Origin of the sequence: Kiloniella laminariae, from assembly GCF_027214005.1 — a bacterium.
Taxonomy (GTDB): domain Bacteria; phylum Pseudomonadota; class Alphaproteobacteria; order Kiloniellales; family Kiloniellaceae; genus Kiloniella; species Kiloniella laminariae_A.
In genome coordinates this window covers 311,773-331,938 of sequence record NZ_JAPWGY010000002.1, presented here as the reverse complement: position 1 = coordinate 331,938, position 20,166 = coordinate 311,773, and the positions used below count along the sequence as shown (strand labels likewise).

The window sequence follows — 20,166 nt, the reverse complement described above, 5'->3', positions numbered from 1 at the left end:
TGAAAAGAGGGGGCATTCGCCTCCTCTTTTTTTGTTTGGAAAGGAGCGATGAGTGCCAACGCCAGGCGCTTTCACAATTGTTATGGGACAATGCTTTTTTGAAGCTTTTCCCCTTGGAGCGCCGGATTTATCATTGGCATTATCCAATTAACGGGCGCATTCTTATCACACAGAAATCTCTGTTTCACATACCTGCCTGTATGGCCGATTTCAATTTGTCGGCGAGCTGGTTCATTTAATAGATTCATGATGGGTTTTATATGCTTGATAACATCCGATCGCTTTTTGATATGCCTTCTGAAGTGGCCTATCTCAATTGTGCTGGCCAGTCACCGCAGCTCGAAATTTCCAGATCTGCCGGGATCAATGGTATCGGCATTAAATCCAACCCCTGGAAGCTTGACCCGGAAGTCTGGCATCAGGCGTCAGATCGCTTGCGGGAACTTTTTTCCAACCTGATAGGGGCAACCGGGAGCGATATTGCCATCATTCCCTCCACCTCCTATGGCGTTGCTACTGCTGCAAGCAATCTTCCGCTTGGTAAAGGCCAGAATATTGTTGTTCTGGAAGCGCAATTTCCTTCGAATGTTTATGCCTGGGAGAAAATGGCTGCAGATCGAGGGGCGGAATTATCCGTTGTGAAACGGCCAGATAACTATGACTGGACATCGGCAGTTGTTGCGCAGATTTCTGAAACAACAGCTATAGCCGCCTTGCCTCCCTGTCACTGGACAGATGGCAGCCTTCTTGATCTTGTTGCCATCGGTGAACGCTGTCGTGAAGTTGGTGCGGCACTGGTGGTTGATGCGACCCAGATAGTTGGCGCGATGCCGTTGGATGTAAAAGCGATCAAACCTGATTTTCTTGTTTGTTCCGCCTATAAGTGGCTTCTTTGCCCCTATAGTATGGCATTTCTTTATGTTGATCCCAAGTGGCAGTCAGGTCGGGCTCTTGAGCACAGCCAGTTTAATCATAAACCGCGCGACCCTGTGACAGGGATCGTGAGCCCGCAGGAGGGGGCGGCGCGCTTTGACATGGGGGAGCGCAACAATTTTGTCTCTCTTTCTATGGCGGTGGCGGCGATGATACAGGTCGTTTCCTGGGGGCCAGAAAAAGTTCAGGCTGCGTTACGCCCATTGACGGATCTTGCCGCGCGCAATGCAGAGGAACGTGGTTGGGCTGTTCCGCCTGCGAACAGTCGAACGGGACATATTATCGGGATTACTTTTCCGAAAAAACTGCCTGAAAAAATAGGTGAGAAGCTTGCCCGGAAAAATGTTTATGTCGGAGAGCGGGGCGGCGGGCTGAGAATTTCACCCTATCTCTATAACACGTCAGACGATATCGAGGCCTTTTTTAAGGCGATGGATCATCTGCTTTGATCTCCGGCTTCTATATGAAAACACAAAAGGAGGCTGAAAAGCCTCCTTTTGTGTTCAGGTATCCGGGAAGGACCTAAACCAGTGTCGCTGCCATAAGAGCGAGAATGGCCATGATAATGACGACAGAAACGGCGGAATATTTTGTAAAGCTGTTCCATCCGCGTTCGCGGTCGCGCGTGAGTTCTTCGTTAGTCATGGTAATGAATTCCTCTAACCCATGATCGTTGATACCTTTGGCCTTGGCCAATTACTCGCAGGGACTTTACTGGGGAGAAGGTGTTTTTTCAAGCTTTTCCGGGGAGAGGCTTTGTCTGGACCGTTTTGTTGCTGTCTAGATGGCAAAGCTTCACCTGTTTTTCCTGAAGAGGGCCTGCAGGTAAAGTTCGTGCAGTCAGAATTCTTTTCAAAATCCGGGTTTTCTGAATAGGATCTTATAAGGTTCCATTCTTTGTCGAGAAACCAGAGTTCGAGGTGATCCAGGCCATGCGCGCAGCTTTTTATGAGAAATTCAATGGGGATATCAGGGTTGGTGATCTGCCTGATCCGCAAGTTTCGGCTGGCGGGGTGGTGATCGAAGTCAAGGCGAATGGTGTCTGCCGCAGTGACTGGCATGGCTGGGTGGGGCATGACAATGCGATACAGACTTTCCCCCATGTGCCGGGCCATGAGTGTTCGGGGACGATTGTCGAGGTTGGCCAGAATGTTACCCGCTGGCGCAAAGGGGACGAGGTGATCGTGCCATTCAGCTGTGGTTGTGGAGCCTGCCCAAGTTGTCAGCTGGGCAATGAGCATATCTGCGATAATGACTTCCAGCCGGGTTTTACTGCCTGGGGGGCTTTTGCCCAGTATCTGGCGGTGGACTATGCCGATGTCAATCTGGTGCGCTTGCCTGAACAACTGAACCACGTAGTCGCTGCCAGCCTGGGCTGCAGGTTTATGACAGCTTTTCGTGGCGTGGTGAACCGGGGTGGTGTCGCGCCGGAACAGTGGGTTGCGATCCATGGCTGTGGTGGCGTTGGCTTAAGTGCTGTGATGATTGCCAAGGCTTTTGGGGCGCGTGTTGTCGCTGTGGATATCAATAGCGCTAGCCTGCACCAGGCCCGGGAACTGGGGGCGGACCATATCGTGAATGCCACTGAAGCGGAAAGTGTCATCGCCGCGATTATCGAGATAACCGCGGGAGGTGCCGGGATATCCATCGATGCGCTTGGATCGCCGGTCACGGCTTATAATTCTATTGCCTGCCTTGCCAAACGGGGACGACATGTCCAGATCGGCCTGGCCGCAGGAGATCACAAGGACATGAAAATCCCGATGAACCTGGTGATTGGCCGGGAGCTGGATATTTATGGCAGTCATGGCATGCAGGGTCATAAATACGGCCAGATGCTGGAGATGGTGATCAAAGGCCAACTGCAACCGGAGAAGCTTATCGATCGGACAGTGTCACTGGAAGATGGCGCACAGATCCTGATGGATATGTCGCATAGATCCCCACAGGGCGTTGTGGTGATTGATAGATTCTGATGGGATGAAAATCCAGAAAACAGCCCAAATGAATTGTCTTCTGGATAAAACCTACGGATTGCTGATCAGCAGTGTTTCCGGGGGTGTTGCCGGGAGCGTAAAGACATCTCCCTTGATTGAGGCTTCACCAGAGGCAATAAGGCGCAGGCATTCCGGATAGAGGCGGTGTTCGGCCAGAAGGACACGCTGTGCGAGGGAGCTTTCGGTATCGCCCGGCAGCACAGGCACAGCAGCTTGACCGACAATCGGGCCACTGTCCATTTCATGGCGGACGAAGTGCACGGTGCAACCGTGGAGTTTACAGCCTTCATCCAGCGCACGTTGGTGGGTATCAAGGCCCGGAAACAGCGGCAGGAGGGCAGGGTGGATATTGATCATTCGGTTGTGCCAGTGCTCGACAAATTCCTGGGTCACAAGGCGCATAAAACCTGCGAGGCAGACGAACTCAACCCCGGCAGCCTCCAGCGCAGAGGTAACCGCCCGGTCAAAGCTTTGGCGGCCTTGAAAATCCCGGTGGTTGATTGTGGCAGTGGGAACTCCGGCATTTTCTGCCCGCTCTAAACCGGCAGCACCGGGAACGTTGGAGAGAACAAGCACAATTTCTGCGGGGAAGGCAGAATCAGACGCTGCATCGAGCAACGCCTGAAGATTACTGCCCCGCCCGGAAATCAGAACGCCAACCTTTAAGCGGGCCACGTTTCTGCGAGCCTTTCGATCTGAACGGATTGCTGACCTTTTGAACGTGTCTCGATCGTGCCAAGAGAAACCACTGTTTCACCTTCTGCTTCGAGAATGCCTGTCACGGCTTCTACCTTGTCTGGGGCAACGACCACCGCCATGCCAATCCCGCAGTTGAAGGTACGCATCATTTCCAGAGGCGCAATGTTGCCTTCCTGGGCAAGCCACTGGAAAACCTTTGGCACAGGCCAGTTGATACCATTGATGGTCACCCCCAGACCCTCGGGGAGAACACGTGGAAGGTTTTCGATAAAACCTCCTCCGGTGATATGTGCCAGAGCCTTGACGCCGTCACCCTTGGTACCGAAGGCCCGGATGGCTGCGAGGCAGCTTTTGACATAGATTTTTGTCGGAACAAGAAGGGCTTCGCCCAAAGTTGCATCAGGCTGAAAGGGTGCCGTATCACTGTAAGCCAGACCGGAGCGTTCCACGATCTTTCTGATCAGGGAATAGCCATTGGAATGGGGGCCGCTGGAAGCGAGGCCGAGAACGACATCGCCATTTTTTACCAGATCACCGGTGAGGGCTTCGCCGCGTTCAACCGCGCCGACGGAAAATCCTGCGAGGTCGTAATCGTCGTTACTGTACATCCCCGGCATTTCAGCGGTTTCGCCGCCAATCAGCGCGCAGGAGGACTGGACACAACCCTCGGCAATACCGGCGATGATATCACGGCCCGCGGCGACGGACAGTTTGCCCGTGGCGTAATAGTCGAGGAAAAACAGGGGTTCTCCGCCTTGTACAACCAGGTCGTTGACACACATGGCAACCAGGTCGATGCCGACGGTATCGTGTTTGTTGGCGTCGATTGCGACTTTCAACTTGGTGCCGACACCATCATTACAGGCGATGAGCAAGGGGTCGGTAAATCCTGCTGCACGGGGGTCAAAGAAAGCGCCAAATCCGCCAAGACCAGACATGGTGCCGGGGCGATTCGTGGATTTCGCCAAGGGTTTAATGGCCTCGACCAGAGCATTTCCGGCGTCAATATCAACACCGGCATCCTTGTAGCTCAATGATCCCGGCTTATTAGGGACGGTACTTATGGCATCCTCCTGTAACTTCGAGTATTAATGTACTCAAGTGTCTGAACCTGATAGTAATCCCGATCATACAGGGCTTTCGGGTCCCGAGCCTTTAAAAGGGCATGGTTCGGGATTAGTATCAGGTCCGGACGTCATCTGGCGCAGTTGCGACAGGCTTCATAAATTGGGAAGATACTTTATCCGGGATGGTTTGCAATGCGGTTTCGCCGCTTTTTCTACACAGTAGGTATTCTAGTTTCATTTTTCGTCCTCACCAGCGGGCTTTTTGCTGGAGCAGCCCAGGCTGTTCCAGAGGTCTATACTGTCCGGAACATAACTGTTGATGCCACCGCCAAATCCGCTAGCGATGCCAAGGCTGAGGCTTTAAGTCAGGGTTATGAAAAGGCTTTTCAGATTTTAGTGGAGCGTCTGGTTCCTCAATCTGATCTTGGCAAGGTGCCGCGGTTAAGCTCGAAAGATGCCCTTGGGTATGTGCTGGATATCTCCCTGAGTGAAGAGCGTTCTTCTGCAGTCAGATATATCGCAAAAATGACAGTGCGGTTTAAAGAATCGCAGACTCGGACACTTTTGCGCAATACCGGGGCGGCTTTGGCCGAGACAATCAGCAAGCCTGTTCTGGTGTTGCCAATCCAGAACAGGGGTGGAGAATCCCTCTTGTGGGGGGACAGGAACGACTGGCGCTTGGCCTGGTCAGGGCTGGAGGACTCAAACGGGTTGGTGCCTTTGACGCTTCCGCTGGGGGATCTGGAAGATATTTCCTTCGTTGATGCCAAGGGAGCTCTGAAGGGGCAGCCTGGTCTGTGGGAACTGTCTGCACGCTATGGAAGCAGTGATGTCTTTATTTCTGTTGCGGATCTGTCCGAGGATGGAAACAGCGCCAAGGTATCTGCTGTAAGGGTTGGACAATTTGGCGAAGGACGAACCTATCGTCTTGATGTCAAACGTTCTGAAAATGAGACGACCGGGCAGATGCTTCAAAGAGCAGCTCAATCGCTGGATCGTATGTTGCAACAGGACTGGAAGCAGGAAAACCTGCTGCAGTTCGGTGTTGAACGCTGGATACTGGTCCAGATTCCCATCGATGGTCTTCAGGACTGGGTACTGATCAATAATCGCCTGCAGGATATCCCCGCGATCAATCGCATGAATACCCGAACACTAAAACGCGATATGGTTAATCTGGATGTCTATTTTGTGGGGGATGAACGACAGCTGACACTGGCGCTGGCCCAAAAGGATCTCGCCTTGTTGCTTAACGCCCAGAGCTTGTGGGAACTTCGCTTGCTCAATAAACCTGCTTCAAGCCAGACGCTTTCCTTGCCGGGGCCGGGGACATCAGTGCCTGCACAAAATGAAGCTGTTATCGATGAAATTGTTGTGCCGGATTCGGAAATCAACCTGGAAAATGCCCAGTAGCTGTAGCAATCTGGTGCTATAGAAATCAGGGATATTCTGACAATAAAAGACCTTGTTGTGATCTGAAAATGTGATCTGAGGTTGCTTCGAGGGGGAAGAAATGACTGCTGGAAAACAAATACGGTTCTGGGTGATCGGACTGATTATCTTTTTGATATCAGTGTATTTCCTGCGTTCAGTTCTTCTGCCTTTCGTTGCCGGGATGGCCGTGGCCTATTTTCTTGATCCTCTGTGCGACCGTCTTGAAAAGGTGGGGTTATCCCGGACGTTGGCAACGGTTGTCGTCACCTTTACATTTCTTATGGTGGTTTTTCTTGCCCTGGTTCTTCTGGTACCGGTCATCGTGGGGCAAATTGCTGACCTTCTGCATAGTCTGCCAGGTTTGCTGGAAGCGGCGAGGGGACAGCTTGACAAGTTTCTGTTGATCATTGAAGCCAGAGTTGACCCCGTAAATATGGCCAAGCTTGAGGCTATTTTTGGTGATGGCCTGAAATCCAGCGCCAAGTGGCTTTCCAGCCTGGCAGCAGGGCTGCTTGATGGCGGTGTGGCCTTTGCCAACCTGATGTCTCTTCTGGTGATTACGCCTGTCGTCACGTTTTACCTGTTGCGGGACTGGGACCGGATCGTTGACCAGATTGACGGGTATCTTCCGCGAGCAAATCTGGAGGTTATTCGCAAGCTGGCTGGGCAGGTGGATACAACTCTGGCCGGGTTTATCCGTGGGCAGGGCACGGTGTGTCTCATTCTGGGGATCTTCTATGCCCTTGGTCTGAGCTTGTCCGGGTTGAAGTTTGGACTGGTGTTGGGGATGATTGCAGGGCTTCTGTCTTTTATTCCTTTTGTGGGGGCCGGTATCGGGCTGGTTCTTTCGGTCGGGCTGGCCTTTTTCCAGTTTGACAGCTGGACGCCGGTCATCATTGTCGCTGTTGTCTTTTTTGCCGGACAATTTCTTGAAGGGAATGTCCTTACGCCGAAACTTGTTGGCGAAAAGGTTGGTCTGCATCCGGTCTGGGTCATTTTTGGGCTGCTGGCTGGCGGGGCGTTGTTCGGGTTTGTGGGTATTCTCCTGGCGGTTCCAGTAGCCGCGGTTATCGGTGTTGGTGTCCGTTTTGCCCTCAGTCAGTATATGGACAGCACGTATTATTATGGTATCAATCGTCCCGCGGCGATACCGAATGAGACCTCGGACAAGTCCGAAACATCAGAGAACGCCTGATACCCTGTAACAAAAACCGAAGATTCTGTTCGTAATGGATAGTTCACAACTGCCCCTTGACCTTGGTCACCGTCCTGCATTGGGGCGAGAGGATTTCCTTATTGCACCTTGCAATGAGCTGGCTGTTGCGTGGATTGACCGCTGGCCGGACTGGCCAGGACATACCCTTGGTTTCTACGGGCCATCTGGCTGTGGTAAAACGCATCTTGCCCAGGTGTGGCGCGCAGATAGCGCAGCGGTCCTTGTCACGGCAGAGGGACTCGCTGAAATGGATGCCGATGTTCTTTTGGCGGGGCAACGCAACTGTGTTGTTGATGATATTGTACCTGCCCTGACAAAATCGTCCGAATTACAGCGTCGTCTATTCCATCTTTATAATTATGTCAGAGAAGAGAAGGGCTATCTGCTCTTTACCGGGCAGGAAGCACCAGCGCGTTGGGCCGTAGATCTGCCCGATCTGGCATCGCGGCTTGCGGCCGTTCCTGCTTTTGCCTTGGGGTTACCGGATGATTTTCTGTTTGAAGCTTTGCTGGTAAAGCTTTTCTATGATCGCCAGTTGACGATCAGCAAGGAAGTTCTCAGATTTTTGGTGCTGCGGCTTGATCGTTCATTCGAAGCTGCTCGACAGATTGTCTCGACGCTGGATCAGGCGTCGCTGGCCTCCCAACGGGAAATTACCATTCCATTTATCCGCGGTGTTTTGGAAAAGGAAACCCGGGCATGATTCTTGTTGATGTAATCGGCAGGATCTCTTGTATTAACAAGGATGAATTACTCACCAGGATAGGAAAGCTGGTCTAGCCGGGTATTATCTTTCAGAACATCTTTCCATTCCCTTGCCGTACTTGTGAGCCTGGCCAGAGTGGCTGGAGAAAGGCCCCGGTAAAGTCGGTTGCGGGTTTCGGTATTTAAGCCAGACTGGTCTGTTGCCTTGATAAGAAAATCACTCAATCCCGGATTATGTCCCACAAGCAGGACGGAATTGATGTCTTCCGGCAGAGAATGCAATATTTTGAAAATTTTTGCAGCCGGAGCAAGATAGAGCTGAGCATCTGTCTGAATGGGGAGTTCCGGCATAAGGGCCTCCCGGGCGAGAATCGCCGTTTCTTTGGCACGGTTTGCTGTCGAGGTCAAAATCAGCGCGGGAAGGTCATTGTGTGCCTGGAGGTGATGTCCCAGCCACCCAGCCTCAGTTTCGCCTTTTCGGGTGAGTTCCCGGTCAATGTCTTCCTGTCCCCGTAGAGCAGAACGGGTTGAAGCATGGCGGGCAATAAAAATCTTTTTCATTTTTTCATCATATCAGTGGCAAGATTATTAAGTTTCTAGTCTTCTGTGAAGCATACTCTATACTGTACTGCTAACCCGCAACCTGCAGAGTTTGATATATTGCAGTTGCGATCTGATTAAACATCAAGCGGAGAAATTAATGCCCGTCAAGGTTGCTCAGGAAACATCTAAAGAGAATACCGCAGAAAACAAGAACTGTGTTCTGTCGATTGCGGCAGATTCTCCCAAACGCTTCATAAATCGCGAACTTTCCTGGATAGCCTTTAACGAACGGGTTTTGCAGGAGGCAAGTAACCCTTCGCATCCTCTCCTCGAACGGTTGCGTTTTTTGTCAATTTCTTCTGGCAACCTTGATGAGTTTTATATGGTTCGCGTTGCTGGCCTTCTGGGCCAGGTACAGGCGAATGTAAATACCCACAGCCAGGATGGTCTGACCCCACAGCGCCAGTTGAAAGCGATTGATGAGCGGGCAGCAAAGCTGATGCATAGGCAGCAGGAAATCTGGTCGGCTCTCAGCAGGGAATTGCGCGGCGCAAATTTTGATCTGGTAAAAACCACAGAGCTTGATGCCGCTGATTTACACTGGCTGGATAAATATTTTCAAGATCAAGTCTTCCCGATATTGACCCCGATTGCCATCGATCCGGCTCACCCTTTCCCCTTTATTCCCAATCTGGGATTTTGCATGGTCCTGGAGCTGGAAGACGAGGAAGAAGATAAATTTATCAATGGTCTGATCCCGATGCCCTCACAGCTGGACCGATTCGTTCGTCTGCCGGGAGATCACCATCGCTTTATCCGGTTAGAGCAAATTATCCGTCTGCATCTTTCCTATCTCTTTCCAGGATTTGAGGTGAAGAGCGTCGGGCATTTTCGTTTGTTACGTGATAGCGATATTGAAGTAGAGGAAGAAGCCGAAGATCTTGTGCGGGTTTTTGAAAGTGCTTTGAAACGCCGCAGGAGAGGGAGTTGTATTCGCCTTTCGATTGATGCGGCGATGTCAAAGAACCTGAGATCTTTTGTGACCCGGGAACTGGATGTCGATCGGGACAGGGTGTTTGTTCTAAAGGGCCTGCTGGGTCTGGTAGATACCAAGCGACTGATTGTCAAAGATCGACCGGATCTGGTGTTCCCGCCCTATACCCCGCGTTTTCCTGAACGTATCCGCGAGTTTGGTGGGGATTGTTTTGCCGCGATTCGAGAGAAAGATCTGCTGGTTCATCATCCCTACGAAAGTTTTGATGTTGTTGTCCAGTTCGTCCGACAGGCTGCCAGCGATCCTGCTGTTGTATCAATCAAACAGACGCTTTATCGGACGAGTGAGGATTCCCCAATCGTCAAGGCACTGATCGAAGCAGCGGAAAGAGGCAAGTCGGTTACAGCACTGGTTGAGCTGAAGGCGCGCTTTGATGAGGAAAGAAATATTCGCTGGGCCCGAAACATGGAACGGGCCGGAGTGCAGGTCATCTATGGTTTTATTCAGCTGAAAACCCATGCAAAGCTGTCACTGGTGGTGCGGCGAGAAGGTAAAAACCTGCGTTCCTATGTGCATTATGGAACGGGCAACTATCATCCGATTACTGCAAAGATCTATACTGATCTTTCTTTTTTCAGTTGTGATCCGGCACTGTGCCGGGATACTGCGAAACTGTTCAATTTTATTACCGGCTACGCCAAACCTCGACCGATGGAAAAAGTGGTCTATGCTCCCCTTACTTTCCGGGAAAGGCTGTTGAGCTATATTGACCGGGAAACTGAGCTGGCGAAGGAAGGAAAGCCGGCTACGATCTGGGCAAAAATGAATGCTTTGGTTGATCGTCAGGTTATTGATCACCTCTATCTGGCATCACAGGCAGGCGTTTCTATCGAGCTTGTTGTTCGGGGTATTTGTTGTCTGCGCCCGGGTGTGCCCGGTTTGTCCGAAAATATTCGGGTGAAAAGTGTCGTAGGCCGGTTTCTTGAGCATGGACGGATTGTTGTCTTTGGCGATGGGCATGAAGTTCCGTCGCGGGAAAACAAGGTTTTCATTTCTTCAGCTGACTGGATGCCGCGCAACCTTGATCGGAGGGTTGAGAGTTTTGTTCCTATCGAGAACCCGACAGTCCATCAACAGGTTCTTGAACAGGTTATGATTGCTACCCTTAACGACAGTGCGCAATCCTGGGAACTCAAGGCGAATGGTCATTATGAAAGAGAGCCACGTGTTGAAGGTGGTTTCTCTGCTCACAATTTCTTTATGACCAATCCTTCTCTTTCGGGTAGAGGATCCGCCATCAAGGGAACAACCGAGGCACCACAATTGAAGTTACACAAATAAGACAGGCTGACCTTGTTTTTGCGTAATGTTTTCCCGGGATATTTCCGGGCGAGTTACTCGTCCGGTGGCCGGGTGAAGATACTGGGTTGTGGCAAAATTTCCATGGTATCATCAATATTGATAATGACGTCTGGAGTTTCTTGCTTTCCCGGGCGTCGCAGTTTGTAGTTTATATGATAGGTCCCGGTGGGCAGGGGGATGTTGCGGCTATAGTAAAAACTGCGCAGGCCTAACACCACGTTACTCTTGATGCTGTCGTTTCTTAGATAAGTGTCCCCATCAGGCAAACGGACCCTGAATTCTTCCAGATCGCCTTTGCGGATGCCCCAGAGGTTTACCCAGAAATAGAATTCGTTGGTTCCGGGGGGGTATTGATTGATCTCAATGTCCTTGGATTCAAGCTCTTCTATATTGGGTGAGTGGTCTGAGAAACCAGTCTTGAAAATTCCCCCGTTTTTGTAGCCGAGTTTGGCGTTGGCGTCTGCTGACCAGTAGGAACGTCCTTCAGCGGCGGCTTCACAACCCTCACTGCCCGTAAGGCCAGTGAAAGGATCAATAATCTTACCTTTGTGGGACAGGTGAAAATGCAGGTGAGGGAAGCTGGTTGACCCGGACAGGCCAACAAGACCGAGTAAAGCTCCCTGGGAAACCTCCTGTCCTGCTTTGACAATTACACTGCCTTGGCGCATGTGACCGTAATGAGTGCGCCAGCCATCTCCGTGATTTATAATGACTGTATTGTTGGGCTTTGGGGCCAGCCCGCGAGAAGAACGGATTTCATCCTGACTGAAGGCCCGATCGGGCACTCCGTCTTTGATCAGTTCGACTCTTCCCTTGGCCGCGGCAATCACCGGAAATCCTTTTCCCATCCATTCCGGAGAACTGACCCTGATATCAATTCCCTGGTGGCCGTTATAGGTCAGAATACCACAGGTATGATCCAGGGCTTCCGGACCGGGATCATAATCAAAGTAATGCTGGATAAAGCAGTCTTTGGAAGTGTCACAAACAACAGGGAAACTGATAAGGGGCGCTAACGGCACAGGCTCTTCAGCGTTAATTGCCCCGGAGTAGAAAGAGGACAAGCCGGCTAAAAAAGCGGAAACAAGCCGGAGACGATCCGGCTTCCGGTTACCCAAGATCCTCCACAACAAGCTTTCCATCCTTGATGCTCAGTGCAACGAGTCCCTGTTTCAGACGCAGGGCTTTTTCTCCAAAGACCTCACGCCGCCATCCAGAAAGTGCCGGGACATCTGCATTGTCATCGGAAGCAATCAGCTCCAGATCACTGCCGTTGGCGATCAGCTTCTGGGCCACATCATATTCGTCACAACACTGTTTCAAAAGGACTTTGAGAAGATCGACAATAGCAGCCAGGCCATTGTTGTGGGGAGGTCTCTCTTTTGGTGCCGGGCAGTCTGCTTTTGGCAACTGCATGGCGATTTCAATCGCAGAAAGTATCTCGCGACCCAGGCGTCCATCCGCCATATCGGGAGAAACCCCCCGTGTCTTCGCGAGGTCTTTTGCCGTCGTCGGCCGGTTCGAAGCAATGTCGTAGAGCTGTTCATCCTTGATGACCCGGCTACGCGGTGTGTTTCGGCGCTGGGCTTCTCTTTCCCGCCAGGCGGCGAGTTCTTTTAGAATGGCCAGATACCGGCGGTCGTTTGACCTGGTTTTCAGCCTCAGCCAGGAACGTTCAGGGTCCTGTTGATAGGTTTGGGGGTTTTCAAGAATTGCCATCTCCTCGCGCAGCCAGTGTTCACGGCCACTTTTATCTATCTGTTCCCGCAGCTTGGCATAAATATCCCGCAGATGTGTGACATCTGAAAGCGCATAGGAAATCTGTTTCGGGGTCAAGGGGCGGCGAGACCAGTCAGCAAAGCGGGCTGATTTGTCAATTTCCTGATTGATCAACTGGCGTGCCAGATTATCGTAACCGATTGAATCTCCAAATCCGCAGACCATCGCAGCAAGCTGGGTATCAAACAGCGGTTGAGGTACTTCATCCATCAAGAGATAAAAAATTTCCAGATCCTGGCGGGCAGAATGGAAAACCTTCAATACTGCGGAGTTTCTCATCAGGTCGTATAGAGGTTCCAGCTCGATGTCTGGAGCAAGAACATCAACCGCTGCAAAATGGTTTGCGTCGGCAAGTTGCACCAGACAGAGCTTCGGCCAGTAGGTCTGGTCGCGAAGAAACTCTGTGTCTACTGTTATGACTTCGGATTTTGCAAGTTCCTTGCAGAGGTCCGAAAGTTCTTGGCTGGATGTAATCAGGGTCATGCGCCCGACTATACTTGGCTGTTTCGAGCTTAGAAAGGGCAATGTTGAAAAGCTTCGATTCCAGTTTGATTTTTCTGGCCGGGAAGTTTTTACGGGTATTTATTGTCTTTTTTTATTGTACTTTATCCCAAAGGTGCGTGCCAATACCTTGACAAAAGCCGCTGTGAATGCCTTTTTCCAACGGAAATATTCAGGCTTTGCCAATGTCACCGAATCAGTTGCAAGAATCCTGTCCTGGAACAGGGGCCTTCCGGTTTTTGGGAAGGTGTACTCTGCAGCTGAAGGAAATCTTGTCGAACCCTGTTTCTGCTTTAATACCGAAGCTAATGCCAAAGGAAATATCATGCATCCTTATCGTTCCCATAACTGTGCAGAACTGCGCCTTTCAGACAAGGGCCAGCAGGTACGGCTTTCCGGTTGGGTTCACCGCAAGCGCGATCACGGACAGCTGCTTTTTGTGGATCTGCGCGACAGCTTTGGTATCACCCAGTGTGTTGTCGATGTATCCAGCCCGTTGTTCCAGGAACTGGAAGGAACACGTGTTGAGTCGGTGATTACGATTACCGGTGAGGTCGTTGCCCGAACAGCAGAGACTGTAAACCCGACATTGCCGACGGGTGAAATTGAAATCCGGGCTCAGGAGTTGACCATTCAGTCCCGGGCTGATGTTTTGCCACTGCAGGTGAATTCTGACGAAGATGCTGGTGAAGACACCCGTTTGCGCTATCGTTACCTTGACCTGCGTCGCGAGAAGATGGTCAAGAAACTGAAGCTGCGCTCGAATGTGATTGCCTCGCTGCGTCGCCGGATGATTGAACAGAATTTCCAGGAAATTCAGACTCCTATTCTTACGGCTTCAAGCCCTGAAGGGGCCCGGGACTTCCTGGTGCCAAGTCGTATCCATCCTGGCAAGTTCTATGCCCTGCCGCAGGCTCCCCAAATGTTCAAGCAGCTGTTGATGGTCGGCGGTGTTGATCGTTATTTTCAGATTGCCCCCTGTTTCCGGGATGAGGACAGCCGTGCCGACCGCTCGCCAGGCGAGTTTTATCAACTCGATTTCGAAATGAGCTATGTTACACAGGACGATGTATTTAATGCCATTGAACCTGTATTGCACGATGTGTTTGAAGAGTTTGCTGATGGACGCAAAGTAACACCTTATCCATTTGTTCGTATTCCTTATGCGGAATCAATGGCGAAATATGGATCTGACAAACCTGACCTGCGCAACCCGATTATCATCAGTGATGTGACAGAAGCTTTCCGTGGTTCCGGCTTTGGTATCTTTGCCCGTTCTGTTGAAGCAGGCTCTGTTGTTCGTGCGGTACCTGCTCCGGGGGCTGCAGCCAACCCACGTAGTTTCTTTGACAAGCTGAATGACTGGGCACGGAAAGAAGGCGCTGCGGGACTGGGGTACATTATCTTTGATAAGGATGGTGTTCCGAAAGGACCGATAGCCAAAAATCTTGATGATGAACGTTTGGCACATATCAAGGAACTGGCAGGCCTCAACAATGGTGATGCTGTTTTCTTCACCTGTGATAAAGAGCTGGCAGCTGCAAAATTTGCCGGCCAGGTCCGGATCAAGCTCGGACATGATCTCGATCTGCTCGAGAAGGATATCTTCAAGTTTTGCTGGATTGTTGACTTTCCTATGTTCGAACTGGACGAAGAAACAGGCAAGATCGATTTCAGCCACAATCCTTTCTCCATGCCCCAAGGCGGGATGGAAGCTCTGGAAGGGCAGGACCCGCTCACAATCAATGCCTATCAGTATGATATCGTCTGTAACGGTATCGAGCTTTCCTCAGGGGCCATTCGTAACCACCGTCCTGACATCATGTACAAGGCCTTTGAAGTGGCTGGCTACAGCAACAAGGATGTTGAAGAGAGCTTTGGCGGTATGCTGTCAGCATTCAAGTTTGGAGCTCCTCCACATGGTGGCTCTGCACCGGGTGTTGACCGTATGGTCATGATGCTGGCAGACGAGCCGAATATCCGTGAAGTTATTGCCTTCCCGATGAATGGCAAAGCTGAAGATCCATTGATGCAGGCACCAGCAGAGATCGATCCTGCCCGGTTGCGCGAACTGCACATCAAGCTGGATCTGCCGCTGGAAGAGAAAAAGTAATCTGTTTTCTTTTATCGGCTTCTCGATCTTGAGTTTCTGATAAAAAGAAAACCGTTTGTCTGTCAAAAATGCCCTGGCCTTTGTGTCAGGGCATTTTTGACTCGCGGGAGTTGGGGCGGGGTGCGGGATTTTCCTCCTGGAGTCGAAATTTAGAACAAATTTTAGCTTTAACCATGTTAGAGGTTGCGCTGAATTCGAAAATGACTCATGATTCTCAAATGTTTAAGTTTGTTCTGGGGGGAACAGAATGCGTCGATTTTCCGTAGCCGCAGCTCTGGCTTTTACCTTGTCAGGTTGTGCATTGCCTCCGGCAATTGGGGTTGCATCAATTGCTGTTGATGTTGCGAGTTATTTCTTTAGTGGGAAAACACTGACAGACCACGGGATATCAGCCGTGGCCCAACAGGACTGTGCCCTGATTCGCATTATGGAGGGGGATCTCTGTGACGAGTATAGCGATTTTGAAACTGCGGAAGTGACACTGGAGCCACTTTCTCCTGTGGATGAAGTTGAAATCGCCGCTGTTTCTGATTTTGAGACCTCTATTAGCTACTTTGCAGAGGATGCGCAAAAAGGCGCAGTCGATCCGGCTGTTTCCTCTTCTTATGCGCAGGATATTGAAGAGATCGGCAGTAAGACGGATCACCTTTATCAGGAGCAGATTATTTCTGATGCCTTTGCCGTTGAACTGTTCGGTGGTGCGGATTATCTTGCTGACAGAGTACAGCCGTTGAGTTTTAGCAAATAGCCATTCCATGGGATAGAGCCCTTTATCCCATGTTTTGCCCCAAAAAAAGAGCCCTGATTTAGATGTCAGGCTCTTTTTTTGGGGCGTATAAGTCTTGCTTTATCGTGTGCTCTGGTCTTTTGTAAGGGCCGTGCCCTTGTTCAGGTACATTGAACGATCTGCCATATAGAGCAAATGTGAAGATGTACTGCTTGCTGTATAGGTTTCGTGCCCCACGCTGACCGAAACAGGGATTTTATGCTGGCCCCAATCCACGATCAGGCGATTGAGCACCTTGCTTAATTTGCTGATGACGGGCACGACCTGTCCAGCGGGTGTGTTGGTCATCAACACAGCAAACTCATCGCCGCTGAGCCGGGCGATGTAATCACTTTTGCGACAGTGTTTAACAAGTGTATGGGCGGTTTTTTTCAAAACACAATCCCCGGCGAGATGGCCATAGGTGTCATTGATGGATTTAAAATAATCCATGTCACAGATGACGAGAACGCCTTGTTCTGATGTTCTTGCGGCCCGGTTAAGCGTGCGGTCTAGTTCACGTTGAAAGCCGCGACGATTCAGGAGGCCTGTCAGTTCGTCCGTGATGGAAAGGGTTTCAAGAAATCTGATCCTTTCCTGCTGCTCTGACAGCGTCTGTTCTGCAAGCGCCGCGGCTTCAAGCAGTTCCAGAATCTGCTGATCTGAAATGCGTTTGTTGCCGTTGGGGCGTGAGTAAGCAATGCGTCTGAGCCGGAACATGAGATTTTCCCTGTCCGAAGAGCGTTGAGCATTGTCGGCGTTATCGAATGCTGCTGCGTTGAGTGTCTCAAAGCTGTTGAATGCTTCTGTATAGCTCACGTTTACCACCATTGCTGTTCACGTAATATGCCTTGGGTGAAGCAAATTAGGTGCCATAACGTGAGGTGGCATTAACGATTTGTTTTATATGAAGTATTCTCTTGTGGACGGGCGCGGGAAAAACACTATTTCCAAAATCCTGCAGTGCAGGGGGCGTTAATTGCAGGGAGAGAGGCAATAATTGCACGTGACTTGCAACCTATTACTATCGTCCGTCGTGCGATCAGGGTGGGAAAAATCATAGCAACAGAAACGGAAAAATACCTGAAGGTTTTCCCTTCTGTGTTATGACAAGATACCTATGGTTAATTCCAGTTTAAAAAGTGAAGTTCTTGATGGGTACTATTCCGAGATTACCGAAGGTCTGTATTGGTGGGGGGAACTGGCTCGTTATTCCCCTGATGGTGCTTGCCGGAGGCATGGGGCTTATAACAACAGCAGAGGCAAGTAGTCGGCTGCAATCTGCTTTTCTGCCGCACAAAGCAGTTTATGACCTGAGGCTGCACTCCTCGGAACAGGGGCAGGTCAGTAACATGAACGGATTTATCCGTTATGACTGGAGTGGCGATTGCAAGGGGTGGCTAACCAAAAATGAACTGGAGATGCGCGTTGGTTATGCCGACGGCGGGGTTCATGAATTTGCGCTGGGCTTCAGCACCTGGGAGTCACGTGACGGTACAGTCTTGCGTTTTGCTGTCCATGAAACAGGCGCGGATGCTGTTCAACACAGTGTTGTCGGCAAGGCTAGCCGCCAGGGGGAAGGTGAGGGGCTGAAGGTTGAGTTGTCCCAACCGGAAATCTCTCAGATGGAAGTTGGTTCTGCAATCTTTCCCACTGAATTTCTGTCCGAGATTATTTCAGCTGCCAGGGAGGGGCAAAGCAGCCTCTTCCTTCCTGTCTTTGATGGAACAGGTGATCTTGAGGTCTTTAATGTTTCCGTTGCGATTGTACCTGCAGAAGATCGGGGCGTTCGTGCTCCGGAACTTTCGGACAGCCGTTCCTGGCGTGTGTTTCTAGCGTATTACGAACAGCTGGAAGACACGCCACTGCCCATCCAGGAACAGTCCCTGTTGCTGTATGAAAACGGTGTTGTAACTGAAATCCTGCTGGATTTCGGAGAATTTAGTGTGTCAGGCGAGATGATCAGGTTTGAAGAAATTCCGACACCGGTCTGTGAGTGATGGTGCGTAAAATCAATCATCTGTCTGACTCTGGCTTGGGTGACGGCTTCTTGAAAGAGCGGCCTTTGATAATGCTTTCTTGTCCAAGCTTGTTTCTGACAGCATCAAGAGCCTTTTCAATCTTTTTCCGCTTTTCTTTTTCTGGATCAAGCAGGTCGGGAGGATCGGCAAATTCGGCCGAAACCAGATCACTGCCGCCAACGCCGAGGAGCCGGAATTTCTGACCGTTACAGAGTTCTTTGAGAAGTGGCAGGGTGGTCTGGTACAGCTCTTCCGCAAGTTGGGTCGGGCTGAAACATTTACGGCTGCGGGAGATTTGCCTGAAGTCCGAGGTCTTGAGTTTCAGGTTGATCGTCGAGGCTGCATAGTTCTTTTTTTTCATACTGGCAGAAACATTCTCACAAAGAGACCAGAGAATATCGGCAAGGGTTTGAAAATCGCCGAGGTCGTCATTGAAGGTTGTTTCATTCGATATACTTTTTGTCGGGGAAGAAGCTGTTACACTTCGACCGTCTTCCCCGCGGGCGAAATGGAAAAGACGTTTGCCGATCAGGCCATATTTCAAAACCAGCTCTTCTTCGGTAAGGGGAAGAAGATCCTTGATTTGCCGCAGACCATCCCTGAGGAGCTGTTGCTCAAGACTTTTTCCGACACCCCAGATCATGCGAACGGGCTGTTCGTGTAGAAATTCCCGGGTGTTACTTCTTCCCAGCACAGAAAAACCCCGTGGCTTGTCGAGATCGGAAGCAATCTTCGCCATGGATTTGTTGTAGCTCAGGCCGATTGAAGCCGAAATACCTATCTGCGTTTCGATATTTTTTGCCAGTTTGACCAGTGTAATCGCTGCATATTGTCCGTGCAGTTTCTCTGTCCCCGAGAGATCAAGAAAAGCCTCGTCAATCGAGAGCGGTTCTACAAGCGGGGTAAGGTCTTGCATCATCGCCCGCACCTTGAGGCCCGTTTCGCGGTATTTCGATAGATCGGGACGGATTACAATGGCCTTGGGACAGGCTTTTAGGGCCTTGTACATCGGCATTGCCGAGCGAACACCATAAAGGCGCGCAAGATAACAGGCCGTGGAGACAACACCCCGTTTTCCTCCCCCTATGATAAGGGGTTTGTCGCGCAGTTCCGGGTTGTCCCGTTTTTCAACGCTGGCAAAAAAAGCATCGCAATCCAGATGTGCGAGGGTGAGCTCTGCGAGTTCTGAATGAATAATCAGACGCGGAGAGTTGCAGCGGGAACAGCGTTTGGGGCGGTGTTCCTTGGCAGGGGTTTCATCAAGCCAATAATAACAGTCTCGGCAAAGAACAGGCATCCAGAATCATTCTCGATAATGTTCTCTTTTTATATCCTTTTTGTTCTTGTATTGGCAAGCCGCTGTAATGAAAGTCGTGAAGGGAATCCCGGCTGGAAAATTAACAGTCCAGGATGGGATAAATGGCTTAAATCACGTATTTAAGTCCTTAAAAAACGTTAGAAAAAAATACCTTTTTATTAAAAAGCAAATTATTTGCGTTACCTTATGTTAACTAAAGTTGAGTACTTTGGTATTCAAGGGTATTGTCAAATCTAATATCTGTAATAATCATCACACGGGTGATTTGGTTTTGTGCATCGTTTTCAGGCGATGTGCAATTTGGAGGCATCGTCGGGACTCATCTATGCAGGACAGCACAGCAAAAACGGTACTCGTTGTTGAAGACAACGAACTCAACATGAAGCTTTTCCATGATTTGCTGGAGGCGCAGGGGTATAACATCCTGCAATCCAAAGATGGTATGGAGGCACTTTCAATCGCTCGGACACATAAACCTGACCTCATTCTTATGGATATCCAGTTACCCGAGGTTTCCGGACTTGAAGTCACGAAATGGCTGAAAGAAGATGATAACTTACGGGCAATTCCGGTAATTGCCGTAACGGCGTTTGCAATGAAAGGTGATGAAGAAAAAATCAGGGAAGGCGGGTGTGAAGCCTATATTCCCAAGCCGATTTCAGTTACCAAATTTTTGGAGACTGTTGAGCGTTTCCTGAGATAGATCTGTAATCGATTA

At 50.4% G+C, this 20,166-nt stretch carries 19 protein-coding genes; 10 read left to right on the top strand and 9 right to left on the bottom strand.

Annotated elements, in window-relative coordinates; translation table 11 throughout:
- Positions 1 to 260: 260 nt before the first annotated feature.
- A complete protein-coding gene (locus tag O4H49_RS06245; protein WP_269422578.1) occupies positions 261 to 1,382 on the top strand; it encodes an aminotransferase class V-fold PLP-dependent enzyme in 1,122 nt (373 codons plus the stop codon).
- 73 nt (positions 1,383 to 1,455) lie between these two features.
- Here O4H49_RS06245 and O4H49_RS06240 read toward each other — a convergent pair whose 3' ends face one another.
- Complete coding sequence (locus O4H49_RS06240) at positions 1,456 to 1,578, bottom strand: hypothetical protein (RefSeq protein ID WP_269422577.1); 123 nt, start codon at positions 1,576 to 1,578, stop codon at positions 1,456 to 1,458.
- Between the two features lie 287 nt (positions 1,579 to 1,865).
- Here O4H49_RS06240 and O4H49_RS06235 point away from each other — a divergent pair, with 287 nt between their 5' ends.
- Positions 1,866 to 2,909 (top strand): zinc-dependent alcohol dehydrogenase family protein, encoded by a 1,044-nt coding sequence (locus O4H49_RS06235; protein WP_269422576.1) that lies wholly within the window; start codon positions 1,866 to 1,868, stop codon positions 2,907 to 2,909.
- Between the two features lie 51 nt (positions 2,910 to 2,960).
- Here the strand turns inward: O4H49_RS06235 and purN are convergent, their stop codons facing one another.
- Both purN and purM read right to left on the bottom strand, forming a co-directional pair.
- Complete coding sequence (gene purN, locus O4H49_RS06230) at positions 2,961 to 3,605, bottom strand: phosphoribosylglycinamide formyltransferase (RefSeq protein ID WP_269422575.1); 645 nt, start codon at positions 3,603 to 3,605, stop codon at positions 2,961 to 2,963.
- Positions 3,593 to 4,663 carry a phosphoribosylformylglycinamidine cyclo-ligase gene (gene purM, locus O4H49_RS06225; RefSeq protein WP_269422574.1) on the bottom strand — a complete coding sequence of 357 codons (1,071 nt, stop codon included), beginning with the start codon at positions 4,661 to 4,663 and terminating at the stop codon, positions 3,593 to 3,595. Before purM ends, purN begins: the two co-directional genes overlap by 13 nt.
- A 225-nt stretch (positions 4,664 to 4,888) precedes the next feature.
- Between purM and O4H49_RS06220 the strand changes: the two genes are divergently transcribed.
- The 3 genes from O4H49_RS06220 to O4H49_RS06210 all read left to right on the top strand — a co-directional run bounded on the left by O4H49_RS06220 (position 4,889) and on the right by O4H49_RS06210 (position 8,049).
- The gene (locus O4H49_RS06220) at positions 4,889 to 6,109 is read left to right on the top strand and encodes a DUF2066 domain-containing protein (protein WP_269422573.1); all 1,221 of its coding nucleotides are present in this window, start codon (positions 4,889 to 4,891) and stop codon (positions 6,107 to 6,109) included.
- A 100-nt stretch (positions 6,110 to 6,209) separates the two neighbouring features.
- On the top strand, positions 6,210 to 7,325 hold the full coding sequence (locus O4H49_RS06215) for an AI-2E family transporter (RefSeq protein WP_269422572.1): 1,116 nt from the start codon (positions 6,210 to 6,212) through the stop codon (positions 7,323 to 7,325).
- Positions 7,326 to 7,359: 34 nt separating this feature from the next.
- Entirely contained in the window at positions 7,360 to 8,049 is a 690-nt protein-coding gene (locus tag O4H49_RS06210; RefSeq protein WP_269422571.1) for an HdaA/DnaA family protein, read from the top strand.
- A 47-nt stretch (positions 8,050 to 8,096) separates the two neighbouring features.
- On the opposite strand, the gene O4H49_RS06205 is transcribed toward O4H49_RS06210, so the two are convergent.
- Positions 8,097 to 8,612, bottom strand: coding sequence for a SixA phosphatase family protein (locus O4H49_RS06205; RefSeq protein WP_269422570.1), 516 nt, complete (start codon positions 8,610 to 8,612; stop codon positions 8,097 to 8,099).
- A 139-nt stretch (positions 8,613 to 8,751) separates the two neighbouring features.
- On the opposite strand from O4H49_RS06205, the gene O4H49_RS06200 reads away from it, so the two are divergent.
- Positions 8,752 to 10,929 carry an RNA degradosome polyphosphate kinase gene (locus O4H49_RS06200; protein WP_269422569.1) on the top strand — a complete coding sequence of 726 codons (2,178 nt, stop codon included), beginning with the start codon at positions 8,752 to 8,754 and terminating at the stop codon, positions 10,927 to 10,929.
- Between the two features lie 53 nt (positions 10,930 to 10,982).
- On the opposite strand, the gene O4H49_RS06195 is transcribed toward O4H49_RS06200, so the two are convergent.
- The 3 genes from O4H49_RS06195 to O4H49_RS06185 all read right to left on the bottom strand — a co-directional run bounded on the left by O4H49_RS06195 (position 10,983) and on the right by O4H49_RS06185 (position 13,545).
- Positions 10,983 to 12,068 carry a M23 family metallopeptidase gene (locus O4H49_RS06195; protein ID WP_269422568.1) on the bottom strand — a complete coding sequence of 362 codons (1,086 nt, stop codon included), beginning with the start codon at positions 12,066 to 12,068 and terminating at the stop codon, positions 10,983 to 10,985.
- Positions 12,061 to 13,212, bottom strand: a complete 1,152-nt coding sequence (gene rnd / locus O4H49_RS06190; RefSeq protein ID WP_269422567.1) for a ribonuclease D — start codon at positions 13,210 to 13,212, stop codon at positions 12,061 to 12,063. The genes O4H49_RS06195 and rnd overlap by 8 nt, the downstream gene beginning before the upstream one ends.
- A gap of 99 nt (positions 13,213 to 13,311) precedes the next feature.
- Positions 13,312 to 13,545 (bottom strand): hypothetical protein, encoded by a 234-nt coding sequence (locus tag O4H49_RS06185; protein WP_269422566.1) that lies wholly within the window; start codon positions 13,543 to 13,545, stop codon positions 13,312 to 13,314.
- A gap of 10 nt (positions 13,546 to 13,555) precedes the next feature.
- Here O4H49_RS06185 and aspS point away from each other — a divergent pair, with 10 nt between their 5' ends.
- Together aspS and O4H49_RS06175 are read left to right on the top strand one after the other, a co-directional pair.
- Positions 13,556 to 15,343 (top strand): aspartate--tRNA ligase, encoded by a 1,788-nt coding sequence (aspS, locus tag O4H49_RS06180; RefSeq protein WP_269422565.1) that lies wholly within the window; start codon positions 13,556 to 13,558, stop codon positions 15,341 to 15,343.
- A 247-nt stretch (positions 15,344 to 15,590) separates the two neighbouring features.
- Entirely contained in the window at positions 15,591 to 16,091 is a 501-nt protein-coding gene (locus tag O4H49_RS06175; protein ID WP_269422564.1) for a hypothetical protein, read from the top strand.
- A 99-nt stretch (positions 16,092 to 16,190) separates the two neighbouring features.
- Here the strand turns inward: O4H49_RS06175 and O4H49_RS06170 are convergent, their stop codons facing one another.
- Complete coding sequence (locus O4H49_RS06170) at positions 16,191 to 16,928, bottom strand: GGDEF domain-containing protein (protein WP_269422563.1); 738 nt, start codon at positions 16,926 to 16,928, stop codon at positions 16,191 to 16,193.
- A gap of 335 nt (positions 16,929 to 17,263) precedes the next feature.
- On the opposite strand from O4H49_RS06170, the gene O4H49_RS06165 reads away from it, so the two are divergent.
- Positions 17,264 to 18,109, top strand: a complete 846-nt coding sequence (locus O4H49_RS06165; RefSeq protein WP_269422562.1) for an EipB family protein — start codon at positions 17,264 to 17,266, stop codon at positions 18,107 to 18,109.
- 16 nt (positions 18,110 to 18,125) lie between these two features.
- Here O4H49_RS06165 and O4H49_RS06160 read toward each other — a convergent pair whose 3' ends face one another.
- The gene (locus O4H49_RS06160; protein WP_269422561.1) at positions 18,126 to 19,427 is read right to left on the bottom strand and encodes a DNA polymerase IV; all 1,302 of its coding nucleotides are present in this window, start codon (positions 19,425 to 19,427) and stop codon (positions 18,126 to 18,128) included.
- A 346-nt stretch (positions 19,428 to 19,773) separates the two neighbouring features.
- On the opposite strand from O4H49_RS06160, the gene O4H49_RS06155 reads away from it, so the two are divergent.
- Complete coding sequence (locus O4H49_RS06155; protein WP_020593543.1) at positions 19,774 to 20,151, top strand: response regulator; 378 nt, start codon at positions 19,774 to 19,776, stop codon at positions 20,149 to 20,151.
- The last annotated feature ends 15 nt before the right edge of the window (positions 20,152 to 20,166 follow it).

What these genes read in the sequence shown, in the direction of transcription:
- O4H49_RS06220 (WP_269422573.1), top strand. Translation starts at nt 4,889, where the DNA reads ATGCGGTTTCGCCGCTTTTTCTACACAGTAGGTATTCTAGTTTCATTT.
- O4H49_RS06165 (WP_269422562.1), top strand. Translation starts at nt 17,264, where the DNA reads ATGGGTACTATTCCGAGATTACCGAAGGTCTGTATTGGTGGGGGGAAC.
- O4H49_RS06240 (WP_269422577.1), bottom strand. Translation starts at nt 1,578, where the DNA reads ATGACTAACGAAGAACTCACGCGCGACCGCGAACGCGGATGGAACAGC.
- O4H49_RS06205 (WP_269422570.1), bottom strand. Translation starts at nt 8,612, where the DNA reads ATGAAAAAGATTTTTATTGCCCGCCATGCTTCAACCCGTTCTGCTCTA.
- O4H49_RS06245 (WP_269422578.1), top strand. Translation starts at nt 261, where the DNA reads ATGCTTGATAACATCCGATCGCTTTTTGATATGCCTTCTGAAGTGGCC.
- rnd (WP_269422567.1), bottom strand. Translation starts at nt 13,212, where the DNA reads ATGACCCTGATTACATCCAGCCAAGAACTTTCGGACCTCTGCAAGGAA.
- O4H49_RS06200 (WP_269422569.1), top strand. Translation starts at nt 8,752, where the DNA reads ATGCCCGTCAAGGTTGCTCAGGAAACATCTAAAGAGAATACCGCAGAA.
- aspS (WP_269422565.1), top strand. Translation starts at nt 13,556, where the DNA reads ATGCATCCTTATCGTTCCCATAACTGTGCAGAACTGCGCCTTTCAGAC.
- O4H49_RS06210 (WP_269422571.1), top strand. Translation starts at nt 7,360, where the DNA reads ATGGATAGTTCACAACTGCCCCTTGACCTTGGTCACCGTCCTGCATTG.
- O4H49_RS06215 (WP_269422572.1), top strand. Translation starts at nt 6,210, where the DNA reads ATGACTGCTGGAAAACAAATACGGTTCTGGGTGATCGGACTGATTATC.
- O4H49_RS06235 (WP_269422576.1), top strand. Translation starts at nt 1,866, where the DNA reads ATGCGCGCAGCTTTTTATGAGAAATTCAATGGGGATATCAGGGTTGGT.
- O4H49_RS06175 (WP_269422564.1), top strand. Translation starts at nt 15,591, where the DNA reads ATGCGTCGATTTTCCGTAGCCGCAGCTCTGGCTTTTACCTTGTCAGGT.
- O4H49_RS06160 (WP_269422561.1), bottom strand. Translation starts at nt 19,427, where the DNA reads ATGCCTGTTCTTTGCCGAGACTGTTATTATTGGCTTGATGAAACCCCT.
- O4H49_RS06155 (WP_020593543.1), top strand. Translation starts at nt 19,774, where the DNA reads ATGCAGGACAGCACAGCAAAAACGGTACTCGTTGTTGAAGACAACGAA.